General features: G+C 53.9%; 13 protein-coding genes. 1 reads left to right on the top strand and 12 read right to left on the bottom strand.

Annotated elements, in window-relative coordinates:
* The first annotated feature begins 23 nt into the window (after window positions 1-23).
* Complete coding sequence (locus tag OHL21_RS16590) at window positions 24-1,241, top strand: alpha/beta fold hydrolase (RefSeq protein ID WP_263418404.1); 1,218 nt, start codon at window positions 24-26, stop codon at window positions 1,239-1,241.
* A gap of 247 nt (window positions 1,242-1,488) precedes the next feature.
* On the opposite strand, the gene OHL21_RS16585 is transcribed toward OHL21_RS16590, so the two are convergent.
* The 12 genes from OHL21_RS16585 to OHL21_RS16535 all read right to left on the bottom strand — a co-directional run bounded on the left by OHL21_RS16585 (window position 1,489) and on the right by OHL21_RS16535 (window position 21,978).
* Window positions 1,489-3,615 (bottom strand): ATP-binding protein, encoded by a 2,127-nt coding sequence (locus OHL21_RS16585; RefSeq protein WP_263418403.1) that lies wholly within the window; start codon window positions 3,613-3,615, stop codon window positions 1,489-1,491.
* Window positions 3,615-4,994, bottom strand: coding sequence for an SIR2 family protein (locus OHL21_RS16580; protein ID WP_263418402.1), 1,380 nt, complete (start codon window positions 4,992-4,994; stop codon window positions 3,615-3,617). Before OHL21_RS16580 ends, OHL21_RS16585 begins: the two co-directional genes overlap by 1 nt.
* 270 nt (window positions 4,995-5,264) lie before the next feature.
* Window positions 5,265-6,020 (bottom strand): hypothetical protein, encoded by a 756-nt coding sequence (locus OHL21_RS16575; RefSeq protein ID WP_263418401.1) that lies wholly within the window; start codon window positions 6,018-6,020, stop codon window positions 5,265-5,267.
* Between the two features lie 515 nt (window positions 6,021-6,535).
* Window positions 6,536-9,022, bottom strand: coding sequence for an ABC transporter permease (locus tag OHL21_RS16570; protein WP_263418400.1), 2,487 nt, complete (start codon window positions 9,020-9,022; stop codon window positions 6,536-6,538).
* Between the two features lie 147 nt (window positions 9,023-9,169).
* A complete protein-coding gene (locus OHL21_RS16565) occupies window positions 9,170-9,994 on the bottom strand; it encodes a TIGR03435 family protein (protein WP_263418399.1) in 825 nt (274 codons plus the stop codon).
* Window positions 9,995-10,458: 464 nt separating this feature from the next.
* Complete coding sequence (locus OHL21_RS16560; RefSeq protein WP_263418398.1) at window positions 10,459-11,277, bottom strand: TIGR03435 family protein; 819 nt, start codon at window positions 11,275-11,277, stop codon at window positions 10,459-10,461.
* A gap of 105 nt (window positions 11,278-11,382) precedes the next feature.
* Window positions 11,383-13,332: a type IV secretion system DNA-binding domain-containing protein gene (locus tag OHL21_RS16555; RefSeq protein WP_263418397.1), complete on the bottom strand. Its 1,950-nt coding sequence runs from the start codon at window positions 13,330-13,332 to the stop codon at window positions 11,383-11,385.
* 11 nt (window positions 13,333-13,343) lie between these two features.
* The gene (locus tag OHL21_RS16550; protein ID WP_263418396.1) at window positions 13,344-13,769 is read right to left on the bottom strand and encodes a plasmid mobilization protein; all 426 of its coding nucleotides are present in this window, start codon (window positions 13,767-13,769) and stop codon (window positions 13,344-13,346) included.
* 302 nt (window positions 13,770-14,071) lie between these two features.
* Complete coding sequence (locus OHL21_RS24535) at window positions 14,072-14,749, bottom strand: RHS repeat-associated core domain-containing protein (protein WP_399258945.1); 678 nt, start codon at window positions 14,747-14,749, stop codon at window positions 14,072-14,074.
* A 1-nt stretch (window position 14,750) separates the two neighbouring features.
* Window positions 14,751-15,158, bottom strand: a complete 408-nt coding sequence (locus tag OHL21_RS16545) for a hypothetical protein (protein WP_263418395.1) — start codon at window positions 15,156-15,158, stop codon at window positions 14,751-14,753.
* Between the two features lie 77 nt (window positions 15,159-15,235).
* Window positions 15,236-21,187 carry a carbohydrate-binding domain-containing protein gene (locus OHL21_RS16540; RefSeq protein WP_263418394.1) on the bottom strand — a complete coding sequence of 1,984 codons (5,952 nt, stop codon included), beginning with the start codon at window positions 21,185-21,187 and terminating at the stop codon, window positions 15,236-15,238.
* A complete protein-coding gene (locus OHL21_RS16535) occupies window positions 21,184-21,978 on the bottom strand; it encodes a hypothetical protein (RefSeq protein WP_263418393.1) in 795 nt (264 codons plus the stop codon). The genes OHL21_RS16540 and OHL21_RS16535 overlap by 4 nt, the downstream gene beginning before the upstream one ends.
* Window positions 21,979-23,567 lie beyond the last annotated feature (1,589 nt).

Here is a 23,567-nt window from a genome sequence, read left to right as displayed (position 1 = left end):
CGACGATTCTAATGCCGAAGTGAATGCAAGCCGATTTTTCAATACCGAACCTTCCACATGGCGATTTTCAAAAAAAAGCTCACTTTACGGTTCAATTTGCCGTCGAAAGCAACATGATTTCCACCAAGCCGCTAAAAACACTTGGGCAACTACTGTTTCTGTGTCTTCTCTCGCCTGCCGTCTGCATCTCTCAGGCAACGCTCGACGTTCCCGCTATAAGCCCAAAGCAGCAATTTATTTCAGTTGCACCGGGCGTGAAGCTCGAAGTCTTGGATTGGGGTGGCTCTGGACGTGACCTCGTGCTGCTTGCGGGCGGTGGCAACACGGCCCATGTATTTGCAACTCTCGCACCCAAGCTCGCGAGGCACTTCCACGTATTCGGTATCACCAGGCGCGGTGCCGGAGCTTCTTCCACACCTCCGAGCGGATACACCGCGCGGCAATATGGGGATGATATCGTCGCGGTGTTGGATGCCCTCCGTCTTACCAATCCCGTACTAATCGGGCACTCGATAGCTGGTGAGGAGATGAGCGCGGTATCCAAATATCATGAGGGTCGAGTAGCAGCGCTTGTCTACCTGGACGCAGGTGGTCCCTTTGCTCTTTATAACCCCGAGCACGGAGACATTGATACGGACAGAATTGAGTTGCAGGAGGATCTCGCGAAGCTCGGCCAAAACAAGTTTGACCATACCCTCATTGTAAAAACGCTTACCGACGAGACTCGCTACCGCCGCAATCTTCAAGACCTTCGCGACGAAATAGAAGGCGCTGAGGCTCCATCACCCTCTGAATTGGACCGATCAAGTATCGCGGCATTCCAGAACTACTTCGTTGGATACTACGGCGGCATTATGCCGGAGGACGAAATCAGACAAAAGTATCAAATCGCTGCAACAGGTGCAGTCGGAGAGCGGATCTCGCATGCGTCTCCGAACAGAGTCGCCGAGCTGGAAATGGAGAGATTCAACTCAGTCGAAACACGGGCGCTCGTCGTCATTCCTTCTCCGGAGGGCCTCAATCGAGGTGTCACCCGAGATCCCGTGAAGCTGGCAGCCTATAAAGCACAAGAAGTTAGCCGGAAGCAGGGACAACTCGAGATTTGGCGCAAGCAGAAGAGGGCACAGATCGTAGTCATCCCGAACGCAATGCATTACGTGTTTCTGTCGAATGAAGCCGAAGTAATATCGCTGATCACCGGTTTTGTAGATCAGTTGCCTTTCTCGAAGACACTCGAGTAACGATAAACGCGTTTTGGCCAGCAGGCAGGGCGTTGTGAAAGCCGACTTCGCGGTACCAATCCGGTGTCGGCGAGCGCATTGGCGATAATGCACGTATCTGACCAACAAGGTATGTTTCGAATAGCTAAAAAGGGGTCTAAGATCATCTTGGCCACCGGTTCATCTCAAACGGTCAAAATTGTGCCTGATTCAGGTCTGGGACTCGTGCTATAGCACGCGGTCGGAACGCTTCTTGGTGGAACGACCATCAGAATGGGATATCGTCGTCTTCATCTTCTTCCTGCTCCTCGGCCTGCGCACCTTGCCATTGTTCCGCGACATCTTTCCACCTGGCAGGGCGAAGAACTACGTCGCCTGTATCATCTCTCCCTGTCCAAACATTCCAAAAGTCAGGGTCATCCGATTTTGGCTGATGTGCAACTGGCAGGTCATTCATCTTTACTAGGAGAGGCAATTCGGATGCCCATCCGAGGAGTATCGCGTATTGGGATGGAAGAGAAGGAAGCTCTCGGAGCAATCCTTTCAGATTGTCCGGCACAAGGCTATGGATCAGCTTCTGATCGTGATCGTTACTGATGCGATGCAACAGAAATGAATTGCACTGAGAAAGTACGGTAGGAGAAAGTTCCGACGGTCGTTGTGATGATAGAACCAAACCAAGTCCAAACTTTCTTCCTTCCCTAGATATACGTTCAAAAACCTGGCAACAGACTGACGCTGCATCATAGCTTTCTCCGTCAGTCTTATAGCGTTTGATGAACGTATGCGCCTCTTCCATCACTAAAACGGTTGGCAAAACTGTTCCATGTATTCGGCGATACCTCTGAAGCCCTTCGAAAATCATTCTGGCTACGACAGCGGTGACGACGTGGATGACCTCAGTCGGAACTAAAGACAAGTCGAGTACAGACACGCAACCGGAGTCCAGATCTTCAGAGCCGATATATTCTTCAAGCCATCCTTGCAAGGTCACTTCGGGCGAATCATTCATAATTGACCGCACAATGATGCTGCTGAGAAGGCTTCGGATGCGGATCAACAGCGTTTCTGTGTGTTCAGAAACATTCATCATTTCCGCCGACGCTTCTACACTACGCAACAAACTTTCACCGCTGAACGGAAGAGGAGCGTCCACGTCAAGCGGTTCGGCGTCAGTCACCGATCCTCCAAATGCCGAATGCGCCACGCTTGCGAGCCGAATGAGATCTTCAACTTCGAGCCTTGAGAAATCAGCATGAGCGTGAGGGATTGAGCGCGGGCTTATAAGTTCATCCAAGCGATCCACAAATGCACTCAAAGCATCATGTTGCGCTCCAACTGTACCCGTCAGATCTTGGTTGAGTGTGTCGCGCCATTTCTTAACTTTCTCGAGAAAATTCTTGGGCTTTGGAAACGAACCCCATGGTACCCCCGCGTTCTTTTCTAATGTCAGAGTCGAGACAACCGTACGCAGGAAACGTCTCCTATCCTGAGTGGCGTCCGCTGCTGGTTCAATATGTCCGTCACGAACAGAGCGGAGTGCATGGATGAGAACAGGCCGTTGCGTTCGACTACTTGCTTGTGTGAAAGAGCTCCATTCAGAACTACTCCAAAACCACAATGGGATATGTAGTGGTTTGCAAGCACTCCCTGCAGGAGGGTTGACTTGGAAAAGCTTTGCCTTTAGCGGCGGCTTAGTATCTTCGAACGCTCTGGAGTATTCACCATTGGGGTCGAGAACCACGAACCGAGCATTCGGAATCTTCCCACCTTCCTTGTGCGCCTGCTCAACAGACCATCTGATGAGTCCAGCAACTGAACAGGACTTTCCACTCCCAGTGTTTCCAAGTACGGCAAGGTGTCGACCAAAGAGCCTGTCTGGATCAACTCGAACCTCAGCATTGCTTGCCAGAGGACTGGTCCCAACTTTAACCCGTCTTCGAGCCCCAGACTCTACGATGGACTTGAGTTGATCTTCTGTGGGCAGTAACACTGCATTTCCTATTGATGGAAGAGCGTCGGCACCTCTTCGAAAACTGAAGCTGGAGCTATCAGTGGGTTTCGCCGAAGTGTTTCGAAGCATGCCCAAAGGATTGAGGCTCATCTTGCGCAATGGAAACGGCAGGTCTATCAGACCGAAGTCCTGCATACCGCGTCGCTTCGGAAAAGCAGATCGTTCCACAGTGATCCATTCGATCTGCCCCACTAGGTAAGCGTCATCGACCGGAATCAATACATAACTGTTGACCCTCGGGAATGGACGAGGCACTCCGACATTGAGGGCCATTGATTCAGGTGCTTCGATGTCGAGGGACACCTTGATCTCATCCGGAGAAACAAACTCGACAGTTCCAATTCTCAGACTCTCTGCGTATTCGTAAGGGAGATTGCTCATCAGAATGAGTCCTCGCCAAGCGTCCCTTCAGCACTCGAAGGAGATTTGACAGTCCATCTAGCCTTCAGTAGATCGGCCATGCGGAATGTCGTTCGGTCGATAGAAGGCTTAGGTAGATAGTTGTCTACTAAGCTCCTGAAATCGCCCAGATGATCTCCGATCATCAAAGTGATTTGCGCGGGACGCCCCATCTTCTCGTATAGGGCAATAATCCGCCTAAGAGGATCGCCATGAGAGATCACGACCAGGTGCGTCGACGGTATCGTCAACATGTCTTCCAAGACTCTGTTGATATGTTCGTCGCCAAAACTGTATCCAAAACAGACTACGGTGCTATTTGGACGCACCACGGACGCTGCGAGGTCACGAAATAAATCAACGTAAGGGTACGCAGCCGTCTCTCTGTCCTTTGCGGAGTTCGGGAAGATCATCAACTGACGGGCTCCGGACGCATCTACTCCGGGGATTTTCAAGAAGGGCTCAACGGAATCAGAGCCAAACGGCAGGGCGATTCTCCTAATGCTCTGTCCCGTATCAAACCAATCAATAGACCCATGGAGTTTAGTGATCTTAGCCACGCCCTCAAGATACCGAGGCTCTCCACGTATTCCAGGTGGGTTGTAGTGGATATCTATATCTAGTCGAGACGAACGAAAAATCGGCGAGAGAGAGCCAACAAATCGATCCATAAGATTTAGCCCCGCAACCTCTGCCCCCACCTCTATGAAACGGTCATAGTTGGTCGTAAAAATGTGAAGTCTGTCCCGAGTGCCAGTTCGACTACCGAAGCTCATGAGAAAGCTGACGAGGTAGTTGAATGCCTCTTCGGCCTTATCGGAGGAGGCAGAGATGAGTCCCTTCTCTCCTTCGATGATTGAATTCGCAAATACAAGAAGCTTCGCAGACACTTCCTTGTAAAGAGCTGCTGCCTGAGCTTCTAGAGTAGGCGATGAAGGCGCGGCTATTTGGAGACCTCGGAGAAGTTCATTTGCAGTCCTTAACTGATCCTCAATGTTCCCCGCCTCACGTCCAGACAGTTTCGCTGACTTCGCCGCCTCGGCGCCGATCTCCTTGCCGAAGGTACTAAAAGATGTCTGGCTCATTCCGGGGAGAGGTTTCGCCGTGGCAATGTCGTGAACTGCGTGGGCCAAACCGGACCCAACCAGAAGGGCCAAGTGCTCAGATTGAAACAGTGCTGTGAGCCAGGGTTCAAGGCGAGTACGCAGTTGCGAAACAGAGATAGATTCGCCCGCGTCGAGCCAACTGGACGACGATTGATCAGCGACTTTGAAGCTCTTTTCCTTTTGATCGTCTGATTGGACAAGGAAAACCGGAGCCTTGTCGTCGCGTGACTTTAGTATTTGCTCACCCTTTTGCATTTTGAAAATGTCTCCCTGGGACGCACTGGAAGTTTACCCGGCGAACGTAAAGATTCCCAATCCCTCGAATCACAGGAATTTCAGCGAGAAACTGACGATTGCGATTCTCTGAGCGTAAATAAGCAGCTCATTTAGGGGAAACTTCATTAGCCGCGACGTACCAAGGGACCCGGCGCTTTGGATGCGCAAACTGACGAAACGATATCGACTTCTGATCGGAGAAACTTGCTTTCTCACGAATCTGAGGCACCATACCCGACGCGGTCGGTTTCAGTCACGAAGAGCGTCGATCCGCTTCAGGAATCGCTCGCCGTCTTCGCTCAGCCTGTATAGGACCGAAACCGGGCTCGCTGCTAATGACGTTCCCTCCGCTCCGTAGATGAAACCAAATGACTGCAGCCTTCCCAGAGAGCCCGCCGCCGCTCGAAGGCTTCGATGTGGATGTCTGACGGTGAAATTGCGCCAGTACTCCTGCCACCACATGAAAAGATATCCCGACGCTTCGGTGTATGTGGACTCGCATTCGCGGACATCATTCAGGAGTTGGATATCCCACTCTGTAAGCTCAACGGCAGCCCTCGCAAGGTCGTCGATGGTATCGGGCTCGATCTCGCCAGCTTCAACAGAGTTCGCCAGAATCAGTGCCAATCTATTCAATCTGGCTCTCTGTCGAGTGCGCTGGGTCTGCAGAATCGCTGCTTCTAGGCTCGCGGCAAATTCTGGACTGCTATATCGGTCGGCAATCTCTTGCACACTCACACCCTGGGCATCGATTCTGCGCTCGACCCTAGCTAAAGCTTCCGCCGTGGCACTCCCAAGGTACTTGACGTTCTCTTCGACAGAAGAGGCACCCAATTCCATCATGATCTTTGATAAGCCGATGGCGTTTGCTATGGGGCCGGCTCCAGGCACGAGAGAGATCACATTCTTCACACCAGTAACGATCTTGCCTCCAGGTGTCTTAGCCAAATCCTCAAATTCACGTCGTTGGTTGTCAGCAGCGACTTCGTTTTCCGGGATTCCCATATTGCTCCTCTTTTCTGTCGCGGTTACTCCCGGTGAAGTATTTGTCCGATGATACCGCGGGCCCACCCTCGAATGCGGAGAACGCAAGATCGTGAATGCGCAACCACGAGTGCTGTCTGCCGACAAGTTTACGGCAGTCAGCGCTTTGGCCAAGTTGTTTCTCGAATATCGATTTCAGGTCAAAGCACTCATCGACAGCTGAGGTCGTGCGAAAAACTGCTCTTGGAGACGCGCTTAACGGAAACGGCCGGTTGAAGAAGTCACTGCGCCCAGCGCTATCCGGCGCCGTCCTCCTCCATTGTTCGCGATGCTCTGACCAATCGGATCTTTGGTCAGGGGAAATACTTCCGGGCCAGCGTGAGGAGGCGAAGAGCTTCCTGCGTGTAGATTTTAAAGCAATAGGATAGTCCGTCGCGCGCCTGGATGTTCGATTCTGGCGCTGACGCGTTCGCCTACGAGCTGTGCGCCGCGATTGCGAAGCCGCCGAGGGATCCAATGGCCCTAGACCTGCCCACTTATTCCGAACGCAGGGTCACCATCGGCTCTACATTGGCGGCTTTCTGTGCCGGCAGCAGACACGCGGCCACTCCTGCAATCATCAACACGCCAACCGAGAAACATACCATCCCTGGGTGATACGGACTCACCTCGAACAGCAGGCTCTTCGCGACGCGCGCCATTGCGAACGCAATCACAATCCCCACAACGGCTCCTGCGATGACCGGAAGCAATCCTTCGCGCAATACCAGACGATAGATGTTCTCCCTGCGGGCACCCAACGCAATGCGCAAACCGATCTCCCGTTCCCGCTGCACGACAGAGTACGTGACGACGCCGTATATCCCCAGACCTGCGAGCAGCAGGGCCGTCACTGCGAACAACAGCAATAAGTCCATCTCAAAGCGGCGGTTCGCCACCGAGTCCTCAACAATGCCGTCCATGGCCCGCACCGCAGGTACGGCCACTGCGGGATCGACACTCCACACTGCTCTGCGAATCGCATCGGCCATCGCTGAGGGGTCCTGCCGTGTCGTCATTACGACAGCTCCGCCATTATCGGCACGATACCAGTACGGCACATAGACGATCATCGGGTCGGCCATCGCCAGCGAGAGGGTGCGCGCATCTTTCACCACGCCAATCACCGTGAATGGGTCCTCGGTCGTACCTCCCCGGGTGAAGGTCTGGCCCACCGCCTCTCTGCCCGGCCACATCGTCTTCGCTGTCAGCTCGGAGATCAGCACGTACCGCTTACCTCTGTCGCCGTCACTCAGCGTGCGTCCGGCCAACACCGGCAGATGTATCGCCTCGAAATAACCAGGGCTCACCTCGCGGAAATGCGCCGTCGGAAGCTGCATCGGTAGGCGCCCGTCCCCGGGTACGCGGAGCAGGTCAATCCATTTATCGCCGCTTAGCGGCAGTAGATTTATGAACCCTGTATGCTCCACTCCAGGCAACTGGCGCAGGCTTGCGGTCACGCGCTCGTAGAGTGCTTGCCGTTGCTCCGTCTTCGCATAGGAACCGCGCGGTAGAGCGATCTCCGCCGTCATCGTCCGCGTGCTAGCGAAGCCGCGATCCAGACTCATCATCCGCATCAGGCTCAGCGTCAGCAGACCCGTCATCAGCACCAGCGCCACACTTACTGCCACTTCGCCAGCCACCAACAGGCGTTGTACGCGCTTACTTGAGCGCGACTCCGACGCCAGCTTCGACTCCGAATGCAGCACCTCAGCCGGTTGGGTGTGTGAACCCATCCACGCGGGCGCTGCTCCTGCAACAAGAGTCGCAATCACTGCCAACAGCGCCGCGCATCCCGCTCCCACCCAGTCCAGACGGAGCGGCCCTCGAAAATCAAGTGCGGGCGGAAGATATCGCTGCATGAAGGGCATGATGCAGTAGGCCAGTAAAACGCCAAGCATGCCTCCCGCCACGGCCAGCAGGACTGTCTCACGCATTGCCAGACGAACCAGCTCGCCTGCCCGCGCGCCGAGAGCAGAGGCTACTGCCATCTGCTGCCTGCGGCTCGTCGCCCGCGCCAGTAGCAGATTAGTGATATTCACGCACCCTACGATCAACAACCCCACCACCGCGCCAAGCAGGATCAGCAAAGGCTTGCGGTTCGTGCCTACTAGCTTCTGCTGAAACGGCAGCAACATCGCCGACAGTGTGGACTTCTCCTCACCTACCAGGCTGGATGTAATCGTCTTCTGCAGGGCATTGATCTCTTCATTCGCCTGTGCGACTGTGACGCCGGGCTTCAGCAATCCCAGCCCAATATAGTTGAAATCGCCAACTTTCTCTCTCAGCTCATCAGCCGAAAAGCTACGTGGGACGATAACCGCAGCCTGCTTTGTGCTTCCCGCACCGAACTGCGCGATGCCTGCGGTCACGGGCAGACGAAAGCTCTGCGGCATGACACCGATCACAGTGTATGGAAAGCCGTTCAGGGTGATTGTTCTGCCAACGATGTCAGGATCGCTCTGAAACTGGTCGCGCCAGGTAGCATTCATCAGAACCACAACATGGTCATGGCCTACCTGCGCCTCCGACTGAGTGAAAGCACGCCCCAGCGATGGCCAGGCGCTCAGCACGGAGAACAGCCCCGACGTCGCGCTCAGGACCTGCACCTCTACCGGATGATCGCCTGCACCCATCGGCATAGGATTGTCCTGCATCACCGCCATCTGCTCGAAGCTGCGGCTGTTTTTCCTCCACATCTCAAAGTTGTGTGCATTCATCGGCACCGTGGGATAGATGTCGCGATACTCCGCTACGATCTCCTCCATCACCACCAGCCGCTCAGCATGCGGATACGGCAGAGGCCGCAGCATCACGTCATACACCAGAGTGAAGATCGCTGTCGTAGCTCCAATGCCGAGAGCCAGTGTTAGTAGAGCCGTGACCGCAAACCCCGGCGACCTCCTCAGACTCCTCATTCCATGCCGCAGATCATCCATCATCGATGCCATCGCTACCTCGCCGCTCAAAGGACTACCAGACATGCAAGCACGATCGATGCCTAAACACAATCGCGCAAGACATTGATTCTAAAAAGCGATAGCTGGAGGTCCACCGCTGTGACGTCCATTTTTCAGAGTTACCGTCCACTATTGAACACAAGTTAACCCGACTTGCTAACGAAGATGGTGCTAATTGGCAGAGGGCACTTCTACATGATCGATCACCAGAGCTTTCGCTTCCTCCTTGGTAGGAACCAGCTTCAATCCCAACTGTTCTTTGATCGCGGTGTAGAGATCCGGCGGAGCGTCAGGTGTATCCCTTGCTGGTGAGTCGTCAGGAGTCCACTTCAGCGTGAAGTCATAACGGTCTGTGAGGCCAGTGTGATCGACTACCGGTCTGTCGAGGAAGCTCGCCTGCATGCCGTCCGCGAGAGTAGCCATGGAAGCATTCTTTGCTGTTAGAACGATCTGGTTCGTATAGGAGAAATTGGTCCCATCCTGCGGCTGGCGAGAGGTTCGGGTGAGCCTTGGCCCTCCCTTATCAAGAAGGAGAGCATAGATGGGTAGTTCTCTCTGCTCATAGTGAAAAACCAAATGAAACCGATCCGCAAGTAAAGCTCGAAACAACTGACGTTGTTGATCCCGATTAGGTCGCCCCTCCATCGTGGGCACGCCATCAATGTCGTACCTGCTCGTATCCAGCCATCTGGGACCGTTCACGATTTGCTTTGGGTGTAGCCCATACGCAAGCGATAGCAAATCGAAGAGGCTGACATTTACTGCGAGGACATGGCGACCCTGAACTCTGAAGTATGTGCCACCCGACAGATTCGGATCGCTCGGTTTGATCGTCACTGCTTCGAAAGCAAGCGGGTTATCGCTGATTGGTGGAGGAGCAGCGTTCTGCCAGATTGGGAGAATAGCTGCTGCTTTAGCGGGATCTGAAAAAGTTGTTAAACACCCGACTAGGCCTACGAGGACCAGTCGCTGAACTTGCACTCGAACCACGTTCATACAGCGATCCTTTCAATCCTTCGTTAATACTTCTAACTCGGTTTCTCGGAAGTAGATGTTCCAAACTGGCGAGATCAGGGGCAAAGCACTCATCGACGCCTGGGTCGAGCTAAAAAAATGCTCTGGGGACGCCCTTAGCCGAAACGGCAGGTTGGAGAAGTCACTGCGCCCAAGCGCTATCCGAGCCGTCCTCCTTCATTGTTCGCGATGCTTTGACCAAGCGGATCTTTGGGCAATGGAAATATTTCCGGGCAAGCGTTTGATTGATGGACCGCGACTCATGAACCTCGAGAACCGCCGCGCGAACGAGACCGACGGAAAGACGGGTATAGCGCAAACCCTGATAGCGCAAGGAAATTTCGAGCATTGCTAATGAGCTAACAAGTCGCTGGGCGCAGCGGTACGACATGAAAGTCTCGGCAGACGACACGCGGCCAGAAAACCTATTCCGCGTATCCGTTGGGTCAGTTGGCGGACGGCCAATCTACATGGTCAACTACAAAGTACTGGACAGGCCCGTTCTCCGGTACCAACCGCAAGCCAAGCTGTTCTTTGAGAGCTGTGAAGAGGGAGGGCCTATCACGCAACTCTGTAAGCAAGTGATCATCATTACTATTTGCCGCCTGCTCCGGTAGGAACGAGAGCATGAAGTCAAACGTCCCTGTCAGCCCCGTGCGGTCGATCACTGGACGTTCCTTATCCTGAGTTAGCTGGCTGAGAAACCAGCACAGGTACGGCATGGAGACACCGCGCCCCTGATACTCGCCGATTCCAACTGGTGTAATTGGGATGTTCATTCCCGGGCCATCCGGATTTCTTTGCATCTTAGTTGCTGTCCCGTCCAGTTGCAGGGAAAACACTTTTCCTTCTCGCGAGACCTCGCGCATCTGCAAGCCGAACCTCTCAGTCAGCAACGTGCGGAACATGGCCTGCAACTCATCTTTGCTGTGTACGCCATCGGCGTGGGCCTCGATGTCAAAGTACTCTTCATCCAGCCACCTAGGGCCACCCTCTATCTGGCGTGCAGGCACTTTATACATGAGGGCAATCATGAGTCGAACCGGAAAGTTCTTCGCAATATAGCCGTTGCCCCCAGGCAACGGTCGGATCATCCGCATGACGGAGCGTCCCTCGGGGGGAGACGGCTTGATGACAACTACTTCGAAAGCTGCCGCTATCCCACCCGTACTAGTCGCCTGGGCCGCCGAGGCGGACACTAAGGTCAAAGCACCCAGGAGTGTAAGGCAGAAACTTCTGAAAGAGATGTGCGGCGTCTTTGCCATAGAACACTCCGGAACCTTCGAAAGAGGCGCGTGCTAAGCAGCTGGACATTGGGAAGCCCATCGGCTTGCTTCCGGTAAGGTTACTACCAAGAAACTCGCAAAGCGTCACTCGATCCCATTACTCTCATCCCAACTGAACCCTTCTTGCTTCACGACAGGCGTTTTCTCCAGAGGCAAAACCTGTTCCACAGGCTTTTTCGCCTCCGGCATTTTCATACTGGTCGGAGCCTTCGCGGCCTCCGCTTCGCGCGGCGACGCCTGTTCTCTCGTCCGTTCCAAGAACTCCGGCTCTTTGTTATTTCTCTTTGCCAGCCGGAACCTTGCGGGCACGACATGATTCTCGAGCTTGATAAAACCTGTCAGCGGCTGCAGGCCCGCGATCTCAGATGCCATAACGAGCGGTTTGGTGGTGATCTCCATCGCAAAGCTCTTCTTCGATCCGAGTAGCCTCATGGTGCGGGATTCCTTCAAACGCTCGACCTCGATCTCACCGATCGCCTCGGAGATCCACTTAGCCGCACGCGGTTCGGATGTTTTCAAAAAGATCTTCGTTGCAGGCTGGGAGAGCATAGCCTCGGCGTCCTGGCCATAGCGCTTTTCCATCTGGCTTCGCCCCTGCACGCCCATGACGACGGGATTGCCATACTTGCGATTCTCGGTCACAGCGGTGTGGAGCTGCGGCAGCTTGTTCAGGCTGGCCAACTCATCCAGCACGAACCAGACTGGCTTTACCGCAGGGTCTTCGCAGTAGCCCATCATGCGCAAGATGAACAAATCGAGCCATACCGAATGCAGCGGCAGTACCTTCTCCCGGTAGGCAGCAGAGGAGGTCAGGAAGACCCAGCGTTTGCGCTCCGTATACCATTCCTCCGTCGCAAAGGTCGGCCTCGTGTGCTCCCACTCGGGCAACAGCTCCAGGCTGTCGGCCACCATGTTCAGGCTGGAAAGCACTCCCGCCCGCTGCGCAGGGGCACCCGAATCGAGCAATGCCGCCAGTGGCGTTCCCTTGACTGCCGCCTCTATATAAGAAGGGTCAGCCATCATTCGTAGGATGTCCCTTGGCTGCGGCCTGTTCCTCAGCAAATGGGCCAACACCCGGCGCGGTGCATCAGTGAAAAACGCCTTCTCATATTCCTTTTCCGGCAGCATCGCTACGGCGATGGTGGTGGCCGTTTCGGGCCGGTCAATCTCCTTTCCCAAGCTCCAGTATGGGCAGCGCCGATCGAGCGGATTCAAAATCAGATCGCCTCGCTTTGGGTTGTAAAACTCACCTACGAAGTCCATCGCAGGGTCGTACACCATGGCGCTCTCACCCCGGCCTTCAACCTGGCGGAGCAGTTGCCGGATAGCCGAACTTTTGCCGGAACCGGTGTCGCCCATCAGCAGAATGTGGCTGGCCTCTAGACGTCGCGGGATGCGGAAACCACGGGCCGGAAGGAATCTGCTAAGTGTACCCTCGCCTTCCATCTGAAAGCGGATACCGCCATCACGGGAGCGTAGTACCGCCGTCAGCTCGGGGCCTTTGGTGCGCCGTCCATGGCGTTGTTCCTGTTTCCGACTGACCCGAAGTTTATGGCCAAAGAAGAGCCACGGACCATACAGAAACAACACTACTGCGGCCAGATAAAGAATGGGCCGAAGGTAGATCAGCCATGCGCTGTCGTCGTCATAAACCGTCTCCCGCAGGTACGCTTCCAACTCCCTCGCACGGACCTTGCCTGGCGGCATAATCATCACTCCGCGCCAGCCTTCCGCGAGCGCCTTCGGGCTGAGAGCGATAGGATGCTGCGCATCCGGTCCCTTCACCGCATCCTCGGGCAACAATGGTGCCGGCTTCCGTCCCGGAGCCGTTTTCTCGACGTAGCGAACGGTAGTCAGTGTTCCTGGGTAACGGCTCAACGTAGAGCAGGCGGCATAGGTTCCGAGGTAGTGGATCTGGACCGGATTCATCGTCCAGTTGAGCCAAAACATGCCCGGAAGAATCAGCAGAAATGGGCCTACGGCCAGGAGCAAAATCAGCCACAGAAACCACCGGCGTCGGCTGGGAAAACTCATCGGTTCCGCGCTCACTTCTGTCCTCCGGTTTCATCCTTCCCGGCAAGGAAGTCGGTGAGCAGTTTGCGCGCGTCGGCCAGCTTCCGGGCCTCTGCCTTATCGCGGATTTTGACGACAGATTCCGGCAGCAGATACTTGCCTTCAGCCTGGGCCGTGGCCGACGCATGGAAGAGATTTAGGAGGATGTACCGGAGCGCCATGACCTCGGAAAGCAGCAGCTCCGCAGGGTCTGCAGGCCTCTCCCGCGCGGCGTTCAGGGCAAGTTCGCGCAGCCACACCGCGAGCGTTTTGCCGCTCTTTTCGGCAGCCGCTTCGACCTCCCGCAACTCCTCAGGAGTGATCCGTGTGGCGATGGTTTTGGTGCGGAAGCCAGGTTTTTCCTGCGCGGCTTCAGGCGCGCTGGAAGCAGTCGGTGTGCCGTTGACGAGTGTGCTCATCGGTGAACCTCGCCTTAGAAACAGCTTGCCCCTGTCCGTGCGACACGTCAATCGGCCGATTTCACCAAAACGACTGAAGCTTCTGCGAAATCAACGTGTTTACGCCGATGCAGATTCTGCGTTTACGCAGAGCGCCCTCAAGCGCTCCCATCAAAGCGGAACCATTCCGTGCAGAGCGGAACGCAACAGATTCTAAAGCTGTTTACCGGCGTAAACAGAAAGACTGCCGCGCAGGATTCTCGCAGATCCCAATTGGGGGTGACGTGTCGTAGCGCCAACCCGATGCGTAAGCATCGTGCTCTTCAACGCAGTAGCAACCAGATTGGAGGAACATGATGTAGACCGCATCTCGCCGGCAAGATGTAGCGGATGCAAGAGCCGTACGGTGAAGGCCCAGCGAGCCGCATCGGCTCCGAGTCATACAGGCGTGGTCGCAAGGCCATATCCGAAGCGTTGACAGGAGGAATTACGGGCCAGGATATTGAACCGCGAAATACCCCGAACTTCAGGACGCCGACGCTCTGACACGGGGCGGAAGGCAACATCCCGAGGAGCGCTTTCGCAAGCTCCAAAGGAGTCCTGCGCGGTCTCTGACCCTGGCACGCAGGGACACATCTTGCATGGAAGCTTGTCCAGAGAGCGGCGGTGGAGGTACTCAAGAAACGAGTGGCTGGTCCGGTTCCTCCAGCATCGATAGCGGACCGGCGCGTGGTGCGTCTCATCCAGAAAAGGCTGAACGCGGGCGTGCTGGAAGAGGCCACACAACCATGCCCATCAGGATCGGTATTCGAGAGCGGATTGTTCCGCACATAGCTGTAGAGATTTAGGCTCTGAGGATTCTCAAACTCCCCATAGGTAACGCCGTCGGGATCGTCGCTCCGGTCTGGCGACATAAAGCGTCCCATCGTACTGCTCATGTAGCGAGCGCCGAAGTAATCTAAGCCGCTTTCTGTGCCCCGTTCATTGCCGACTGAGCAGATCTCAATCCGACAGCTGCTTCCATGCGAAATTCTTCCCGTTCCAATAAAGAAGTCCGCTTGCCGACTCTTTGACTTCGAGCAGGATCGTATCTCGATGAATACCCGGCGGGTGAGAAATAGATGGACTGTTCTTAGGAATTATGGACCATGCATCGAATCGCCATGGTGTCGATGATGGCCACAACACTGAAGATCCGGCTCCGAGTAGAATCGGATGCCGAGTACTCAGACACATTAAAAGTCCATTGTTTGAAGCCCGCTGTACTTGAACAGCGAAGTCAAGATTTCCATCGCCATCAAAATCGCCACTGAGATAGAACGGATTAATACTTCCCCGGATGGTCACCCCTCCAACTGATTTAATACATGCTTCCACCTCTTTTGGAACGTTGTATTCGTCAATCGCCATAGTACGTTCTTGCGACCTCATCGATAATGACAGGCATAAAAACATGATCAGACAAGAGGTGTTTCGCATTGGTATTCTCATTTCTTTGGTGGCTTCGGATTCGGAATTGATATGTGCCAATGATCCTCATGAGGGCTTGTCGATGGTCGGTGCGCAAAGTCTCCCCACTTGGTCTCGTCTCCTGCATAGATTTGGGTCAGCCCTGCCGCTTTTGACATTCGCATGAGATCCCACATGCGGTCCGAATTGGCGGAGTCGTAGGCTGTCTTCCCTTGAACAGGTTTGCCCGCATCGTCCACATAACGCAAGTCGATCTGCATCCCATCTTTATGTGACTGATGACCGGGAACGGAGGACCCGTCCCATGCTCCAGCCTCGGTTATGTAGAGGTTAGGAGCATCTGAGTAGTTGGATTGGTAGTCTTGCAAAAAATTGAAGAGATTCGCCCCTGTTTGGGCATTGACGTAGGTGTAGTCGCCAACTTTGACATCAATAATTGCGTCGTGTTGCGCACTGATGTCTTGCAAGTCGATCATGCCATGCTCGTTACCATCTAGCTTGGTAATGTCGGTTGCACCGTTGGATCCATACATCGTAAGCGTACTACCACTAGATGTCGCAACTGCATTCACACAAGTCTGGCCAATTGTGGGAGTGTTCATCCAATCGTAAGTTCCCACACCCGATGGTGCCGCAACCCAGCACATTCCGGTGGGATCGATATATTTCAACGGATTGTTAAGCGTGTAGCTGTAGCGGTTCCATGATTGTGGATTGCGAAGAGCCACGCTGTCCATAGACGGATCTGGCGACATGAATCGCCCCACCGTATTGCTCATGTATCTTGCTCCGAAGTAGTCGAGCCCTGATTCCTGGTCTCGTTCTTTGCCGGTGAACTTGTAGTGATTCGAATCGCCCGCAACCGCTGGCATCTCTGTGCCGAATGGATAGTAGCTGGAATCGCTCTCGATTACATTCGATGTGCTCAGGACAAGGGAGGTCGTTCCAAGGTGGTCTGTGATGTAGTAGTGAACCGGCGGAACAGCACTGATGGAGTAGTTCTGAGCTGAAGCCGTCACATCCCATTGGCCAACCACCACATTGTTTATCAGAAGTTGCATGTGTGGATAGACATTGTAATCAGGTGAACCATAAGCGTTGACCGTGATTGCCTCACCGTCTGCGCCGCTTAATGCGGCCATATCACCAGAGCACGTGAGCCATCCTATTCCATTGTTATTGTGGTTCTGGTTGCACCCCGACGTCACCGGATACGATATGGCGGAATCGCCAGGAAGGAACACCTTGTTGCCGATCGTAATGGAGTTCACGTAGAGGTTACGGTCGCCTCCACCCACAGAAGTCCCACCGCAAGACGAGCAGGAATCATTCGTGAACCTCACTGCTACCATAGAAGTCGTGCCAACAGAATAATTCTGAGCGGAACCAGTCACATCCCACTCACCGACCACTACGTTGTTAACGAGAACTTGCATGTGTGGGTAAATGCTGTAATCGGGCGAGCCATAGGCATTAACCGTGATTGCGTCACTGTTTCCGGGGTTTCTGACGGCCATATCACCAGAGCATGTAAGCCATCCTATTCCATTGTTATTGTGGTTCTGGTTGCACCCCGACGTCACCGGATACGACACGGTTGAATCTCCAGGAAGGAAGGTCGTATTTCCGATCGTGATTGACTTCACATAAAGATTACGGTCGCCTCCACCCACTGAAGTCCCACCGCAAGAGGAGCAGGAGTCATTCGTGAACCTCACACTGACCGTTGAAGGAGCGCCAATCGAGTAGTTCTGGGCCGAACCGGTTACATCCCACTCACCAACGACGATGTTGTTGATGAGGATCTGCATGTGGGGGTAGACGTTGTAATCAGGCGAGCCATAGGCATTAACCGTGATTACCCCACCTCCGGCATTCGTCGCAGTCATATCTCCGTTGCAGCTAAGCGTTCCGATGCCACCGTTATTTCCGTTCTGGTTGCACCCTGATGTAGCAGGATACGAGACCGACGGATCTCCAGGCAGGAAGGTTGTATTGTTGATCGTGATCGAGTTTACATAGAGATTACGGTTGCCTCCGCCTACCGAAGTCCCACCACAAGATGAGCACGAATCGTTTGTAAACCTCACCGTGACCATTGTCTTGGGGTCGATTCGAGCAATCCTCTGGCCGTTGGCAAACACGTAATCACTCCAACTGCCGTCCCCATGCTTTTCGGCAATCGGCTGACCATTGAAGTACGCATATTCCGTATAGGTACCGTCCGCGTCCTTGCGCGCCCGCTTTCCTTCGGCATCGTAGCTATAAAACCCGCTTCCGGAGTTGACCTTGAAGATTTTGCTTTCGGCGTCGTAGTTGTAGGTGGAAGTTGTCACACCATTGTTGAAGCTTACGATGTTACCGGAAGGATCGTATACATAGCCGCCGGAGATGATCCGGTTATTGCTATCAAAACTGAGCTGCGAGGTCATGGTCCCCGTTTGGCTCAGGTTTCCAAAAGAATCGATCGAGTAGGTTTGGCTGGCGTTCCCGGTGGTAAATGATGCGATGCGATTCAGGTTGTCATAAGTGAAGTTCTGGGTTCGGCTGCTATTCAAAAGATCTGAAATTTGGTCGACATTCCCGTTGTTCTTTCCAGAGGTATTGCAGATATAGCAATACTGCTTGCTCATCAATGTGGACGTTCCCGCTGCTGTTGTGCCAACGGCAGTGATCGACGAGACCTGGAGCCGGTTGTTTTTACCAATTGTTTCAGTCAGACCACTCCCGTATGTCATGGCTTGCAGAGAGCCATCTGGGAAATAATTCGAAGACGAAAAATAGCTATATCCTACTTGGGCTCCATTCAGTCCTCCGTCGGTCACGCTCAGAAGACGGCCAACGCCATCCCAACCCGGCGTAATCTTCCGCCCATCGGGATACGTGAGGCTGATCACGTTGCCAGCCAGATCGTAGCCTATAGATGTCTCGTGATGCGTCCAGGGGCGTTCAGACGGGAACTGTGCCCCGATATAAGTCTGCCTTCCCATTGCGTCATACTGATATGTCTCGGCGCTGCTGGTGCAGTACGCAGGGTTGCCGTTCGCAAAATTGTAGTTTGATGTCGGAGAGGTCTGAGGAACGCAACTTGGCGCCGTCCCATTTCCGAAGTAGCGCGTATCGGCATCGGTATAGATCCCGCTCAGGCGTCCTATAGAGTTATACGTCGCTCCATTAGCATCATATTGAAAGTGCTGCCCAGGAGTTTGGTCATTAAACGTTTTGTCGGTCAAGCGATCCAGTGAATCGTAGCTGAAGGTCACTACGAGTCCACGGGCATCCCACTTCGATTTGAGGTTTCCATTGTCATCGTAACTGTAGCCCATGCTCCAGTTCGTGCCGTCGCATGTCTTGTTCGCGTAAATGCCCTCTGGATTACACGCCCAGATCAAACGGGAAAGCAGGTCATATCGGAATCGTCGTTTCAACTGTACTGTCGACGAATTCCCGTACTGGTCTACATCGAGGAGGTTATCGAGGGCATCATATCGATAGTGAGTCTTCAACTTCAGTCCATCGGAATCTTCGATAACTTCAACAAGCCGTCCTAATCCATCGACGGTCCTCTTCCACTTTTTCCCTGCCTCATCAGTGAACGTAGTCACAGTTCCCGAGTAGCTCCACTGAAGAACATTACCGTCCGGTTGCGTTTGCTGCCTCTTCCGGCCTAGACCATCGAATAGAGATGTCGTAGTTCCGTCCGTAGATGTCACGATTGAGAAATAAGGATTTGAAACTCCAGAGAGGTGTCCGTTGGAATCATAGGTATAGCTAACAGTTGCACCACCCGTTATAGACTCTGTCGAGAGCCGTCTGAATCCGTCAAACACTCTCACCGTGACAACCGATGGACTTGGGGTCGCGGTTTTGGTTTCGGTAATGGTGAGAGGATTGGCGTAGTTGCCGTAGTCAAGTGTGGTGCTTCCACCGTCCGGGTTAGAAATGGAAATCAGATCCCGGCTTGAGTTGTAGGAATAGCTCGTAGATCGCGAGGCAGCGATGTCGTTTGCATCTTGTTCGCTCGTCAAAAGACCGGTACTACAGTCGTAGCCGTACCGATGCTTTTGCTGCAATGCGTTTGTTGCCTCATAACGTCGCAGTCCGGAGCATTGATACGTGAATGTGCTCGAATTTCCTCTCGCGTCTTTGATCGCGGACACTGTTCCATCGCCATTGAACGACGTCCACGTTGTTGTTGTTGTAAGCGGGTTGTTTGGATCGATCCACCTCTTGACCGAAGTCTCCGCGCCGTATGTTCCGGCTACTGAGAGGTGAGCGCTATCGTCATACCCGTACGTTACCAGCGAGGCCTGAACTCCATTGACATCCTGGACCTGCACTGTGTATGGAATGTGCAAAATATTATTACTGAAATATGTGGTGGCGCCGGGTCCGCTTAATGCCATATAGGTGGTGTTTGTTTGTCGCAGAAGTGCACTCGGGCCCCCTACTCCGGAGTCGTATTCAAACTCTGCTTGGGGCTGTCCAAGTGGTATGGCCAGGTACACACTGTTAGAGTTATCCCACGTTTGCAAGCCGGTACCAACGGTAGAAACGCTCGTCCCACACGGACGCTGAGCGGCCGGGACGTCATAGACAATGCAGCGGGAGCTGACTTCTCCATCGGGCCAAGTCGTAGTGATTAGAGCTGGAAAAACCCCGACTTGAGCAAGCACAGAGGTGTAGGCGAAATTCGGGTTTCTCCCAAGGTGCGTATATTGGGTTTCTGTGGTTTTGAGCTTCGTGCCATCGGCACCATATTGAACCACTTTCGATTCGTACCCGAACGGAAAAGGGTCGCTGTAGCTTATCGATACTCCGTTATCCCCGGCATTGAAATAATGATCTGCATAGTCGCCAGAGGGCTCCGTCACGCGGGTCGACTGATCAGAATTCGAATGGTATTTCCAGGTATGTGCCTGTGAGGAATCCTGGGGCGATGCATTCTCGGTTCGTTTGATAACTGTCGCGGGGATGCCAGGCTCAACATATGTCGCGGTGTAAGGGGTGTCAGTTGCGGGATTTCCATAGACATAACTCACTTGCCCGCCGGTGGGAAAAGTCACCGTACTCAGATTACCGAGATTGTCGTATTGGAATTGCCATTGCTTCTGATTTGGGAGCGTAATGCTCGACAACAGAACAGCCGTCCCCGAATAGGGATGATACTGGACGCCCTGTGTCGGAGGGTACGATGCCGGATGGGACAGGCTGTACGTGCTATAGCAGAACACGTACGGGGCGGTACCGCCGCCGAATTTCGGATAGTTCGTTGTCAGACAGCCTGGTTGTGCATTTCCGAAGGGGCTCGGTGTTCCAGGCTCCGGTATGCTTCTCTGGATGCTGTCGGTCCAGCCTCCAACATTCCATCCTCCAGCAAACTGATCCATTTTGTTACCGAAGACGTCGCGGATCTCCGTCAGATAGGAATTAGGTGATGCCTGCGACATATAGCGGGTTCCGTTCGCGTCATAGAGCGTGCTTGTCGATGGAACCCATTTAGCACCAGAGCCATCCAGGGCGTGAAACTGGCCACCTCCAACATCATAGAGTTCGTGAAGTGAACCGTCGGGAGCTGTGGCACCCCAAAAAAAACTATCCGGAAAATTCGGATCCTGGTCATAGGCGTCGACAGTGATATCCGTACTCAATTGGGGGAGCACACCCTGGACTCCTACCGGACCCCAGTAGCATTGCAAATCTCCAACCGTATTGAGACATTCCATATGCCAACGAGGAGCGTTGTACGTGAGTACCAGTTGGATGGATGGTAATTTCCCAAGCTGGTCATAGCTCAAAAGTGGAACATGCAGAATCACATTCTGCGAATACACATTGACGCTGTCCGTTCCAAAATGAGTATAGGACTGTGACGGGTCGTATCCTTTTCCGTACATGTCAGCTTGCCCGAAACAGCGGCCCAACCAAACCAGAGAAAGCAGAGCCAAGTAAAGCGAGCTATTTTTCATTTCTGCACTCCTAGCCCCTGTGTCGCAGCCGAATCGACAGTGATCGCAGAAATGCTTAGTCGTCGGATCTTTTGTTCTCCGATTCGAAGCTCGACAATTGCAGGGAATGGAAGCACGTCGCCGCGTTGAATGGACGACAGTTGGGCTTCGATTTCTACTCCCCCACTATGGAACTCGTGTGATTGTGTCCTGTACTTCACAGCGATGGGGAGCTTACTCATGGAATCGAAATACCAGATTTGACAACTCGGATTATGAAGGCTCAGGTCCTTGCCTTTGCATATCCGAATTTTCTTCTGAGAAGTGCTTCCAACTTGCACGTCGGGAAGCGATTGAAGTGCGATTTCCGTATTTGAGATCGCGTCTCCGAGCGACTCAAACGCGAGCATAGGCAAAAACTGAAGCTCGCCTGACTCACGCGATGTGAAACTCTGGGATGGGCCAGAAGTGCGAGACGGCTCAATGACCTGCTTCGTTGCACCAGCTCCAATTTCCAAACTGGTTTCCTTGCCGACTCGATTCCATCGATACGGAGTTCCTTCATCATCTACGCCCTTAATGGTGATGCCATCCAACTTGGTGGCGGGCGATGCAGACAACGCAGCGAAGGCATCCCGGATCACTCCCAGGGCTCGATCGTCACGGGTCACCGATAAAGTAGGATCTTTCCGATCCTCCGCACCAACAGCCTGCAAGGCAGGCGCTTTGGATACGGTTGCGATAGAGAACAGGACAACGCAGCACCACGCCGCGAAGCGTTGTATACAGACACCAGAATCCAGGCAGTTCAAGAAAGTCCTCCAAGAGGACCCGGGAAGAAGAAGGCACTGCAAGTTCAGGGAGCTTAGGCTCTCAGAATATTTTTTTGTTCGACGGAGGCATTATGGGATTGTTGTTATCGACAACAACAGCAACGATCGACGGTGGCGGCATCCAAATGAGGGAATGCAGTTTGTTGGACCGGGATCATAGGCGAACCATAACAGCGCCCCGATGGGGTGTCAATCGAAGTTTTGAGAGCTTGATTCGCTTCTCTTACACCTCTCACGTCGCCGCTCCAGCTCGAACCTGCCTCATCAGGACGACGCAGGCATGAGTAAGGCACAAATAGATGAACCCAAAGAAGCCGACTGGAATCAGAAACTTACCACAATCCAGGCGGGAGGAGCAGCCTTTTTCACTCTTTAGTCAAAGACGAGACCCAAACAGAACCAACCACTAATAGCAGCGTCGCCGCAGCATATGCCACTGATAAAGCTCGTCTGTACGTTCTGCCTTTCTTTAGCCAACCAATCTTTATAGGATTTGAGAATCCATTTCCGAAATTCCGCGACGCTCATCGCGACGCTCATACTGCGCCATGTGTTTCTGACGGCTCCCCGTCTCTTACGACTGAGGTCAGGGGTCGGAACCGGATTGTGGTGCTATTCCGTACGACATCAGACACTCACAAGGATTCTTGCCGCAGCCAACACAAAGACCCGCCCCCGCCGTTTACGTGCCTTGTACCTTGCGATGCTCATGCCAACCATCCTCTCAGCAAAGGCAAGGGCGCGCTATTTGTTTTTAATGCTGTGAGTTTCGGGATCTGGAAGAGGTGTTGTATCGTAGCGCCAACCCGATGCGTAAGCATCGTGCTCTTCAACGCAGTAGCAACCAGATTGGAGGGACATGATGTAGACCGCATCTCGCCGGCAAGATGTAGCGGATGCAAGAGCCGTACGGTGAAGGCCCAGCGAGCCGCATCGGCTCCGAGTCATACGGGCGTGGTCGCAAGGCCATATCCGAAGCGTTGACAGGAGGAATTACGGGCCAGGATATTGAACCGCGAAATACCCCGAACTTCAGGACGCCGACGCTCTGACACGGGGCGGAAGGCAACATCCCGAGGAGCGCTTTCGCAAGCTCCAAAGGAGTCCTGCGCGGTCTCTGACCCTGGCACGCAGGGACACATCTTGCATGGAGAGCGGCCAGTGCTCGCGGGGACACATAGGGAATTTTAAGAACTGGAGCCGATGATGAACGAACACGGGAAATCGGACAGACTCGTAGTACCGAAGAAGTCTCCGATCAAAGATGGGCAACCAGCGGCGGAGGAGATGGAGGGAAGGGATCTGGCCAAGGGGAATCTGAGCCAGCAAAACGCGTTCCGGACTCAGGGCCGGGTAGATGCACCAAGCGCGCCGTCCCTTGCCGCCGAAGGATGGCAACGTGGCGAAAGGAAACAACTCTGGCCAATCTTCATTTCGTTTTTTCCTACACTTACTTCGGTCTGCTAGGCATCAGCTAGACGCTTAGTGGTGAGGACATGTAGGCATAGAGCCCTCTACGCCAATATGGTAAGCTGTTGCTCCTCCCTTCAATCGTCGCCCCAAGGAGC

It is taken from the genome of Terriglobus albidus, from assembly GCF_025685425.1.
In the GTDB taxonomy this organism is placed as follows: Bacteria; Acidobacteriota; Terriglobia; order Terriglobales; family Acidobacteriaceae; genus Terriglobus; species Terriglobus albidus.
Note: the sequence above shows the minus strand (reverse complement) of the source record. Positions and strands in the feature narration are given on the sequence as shown.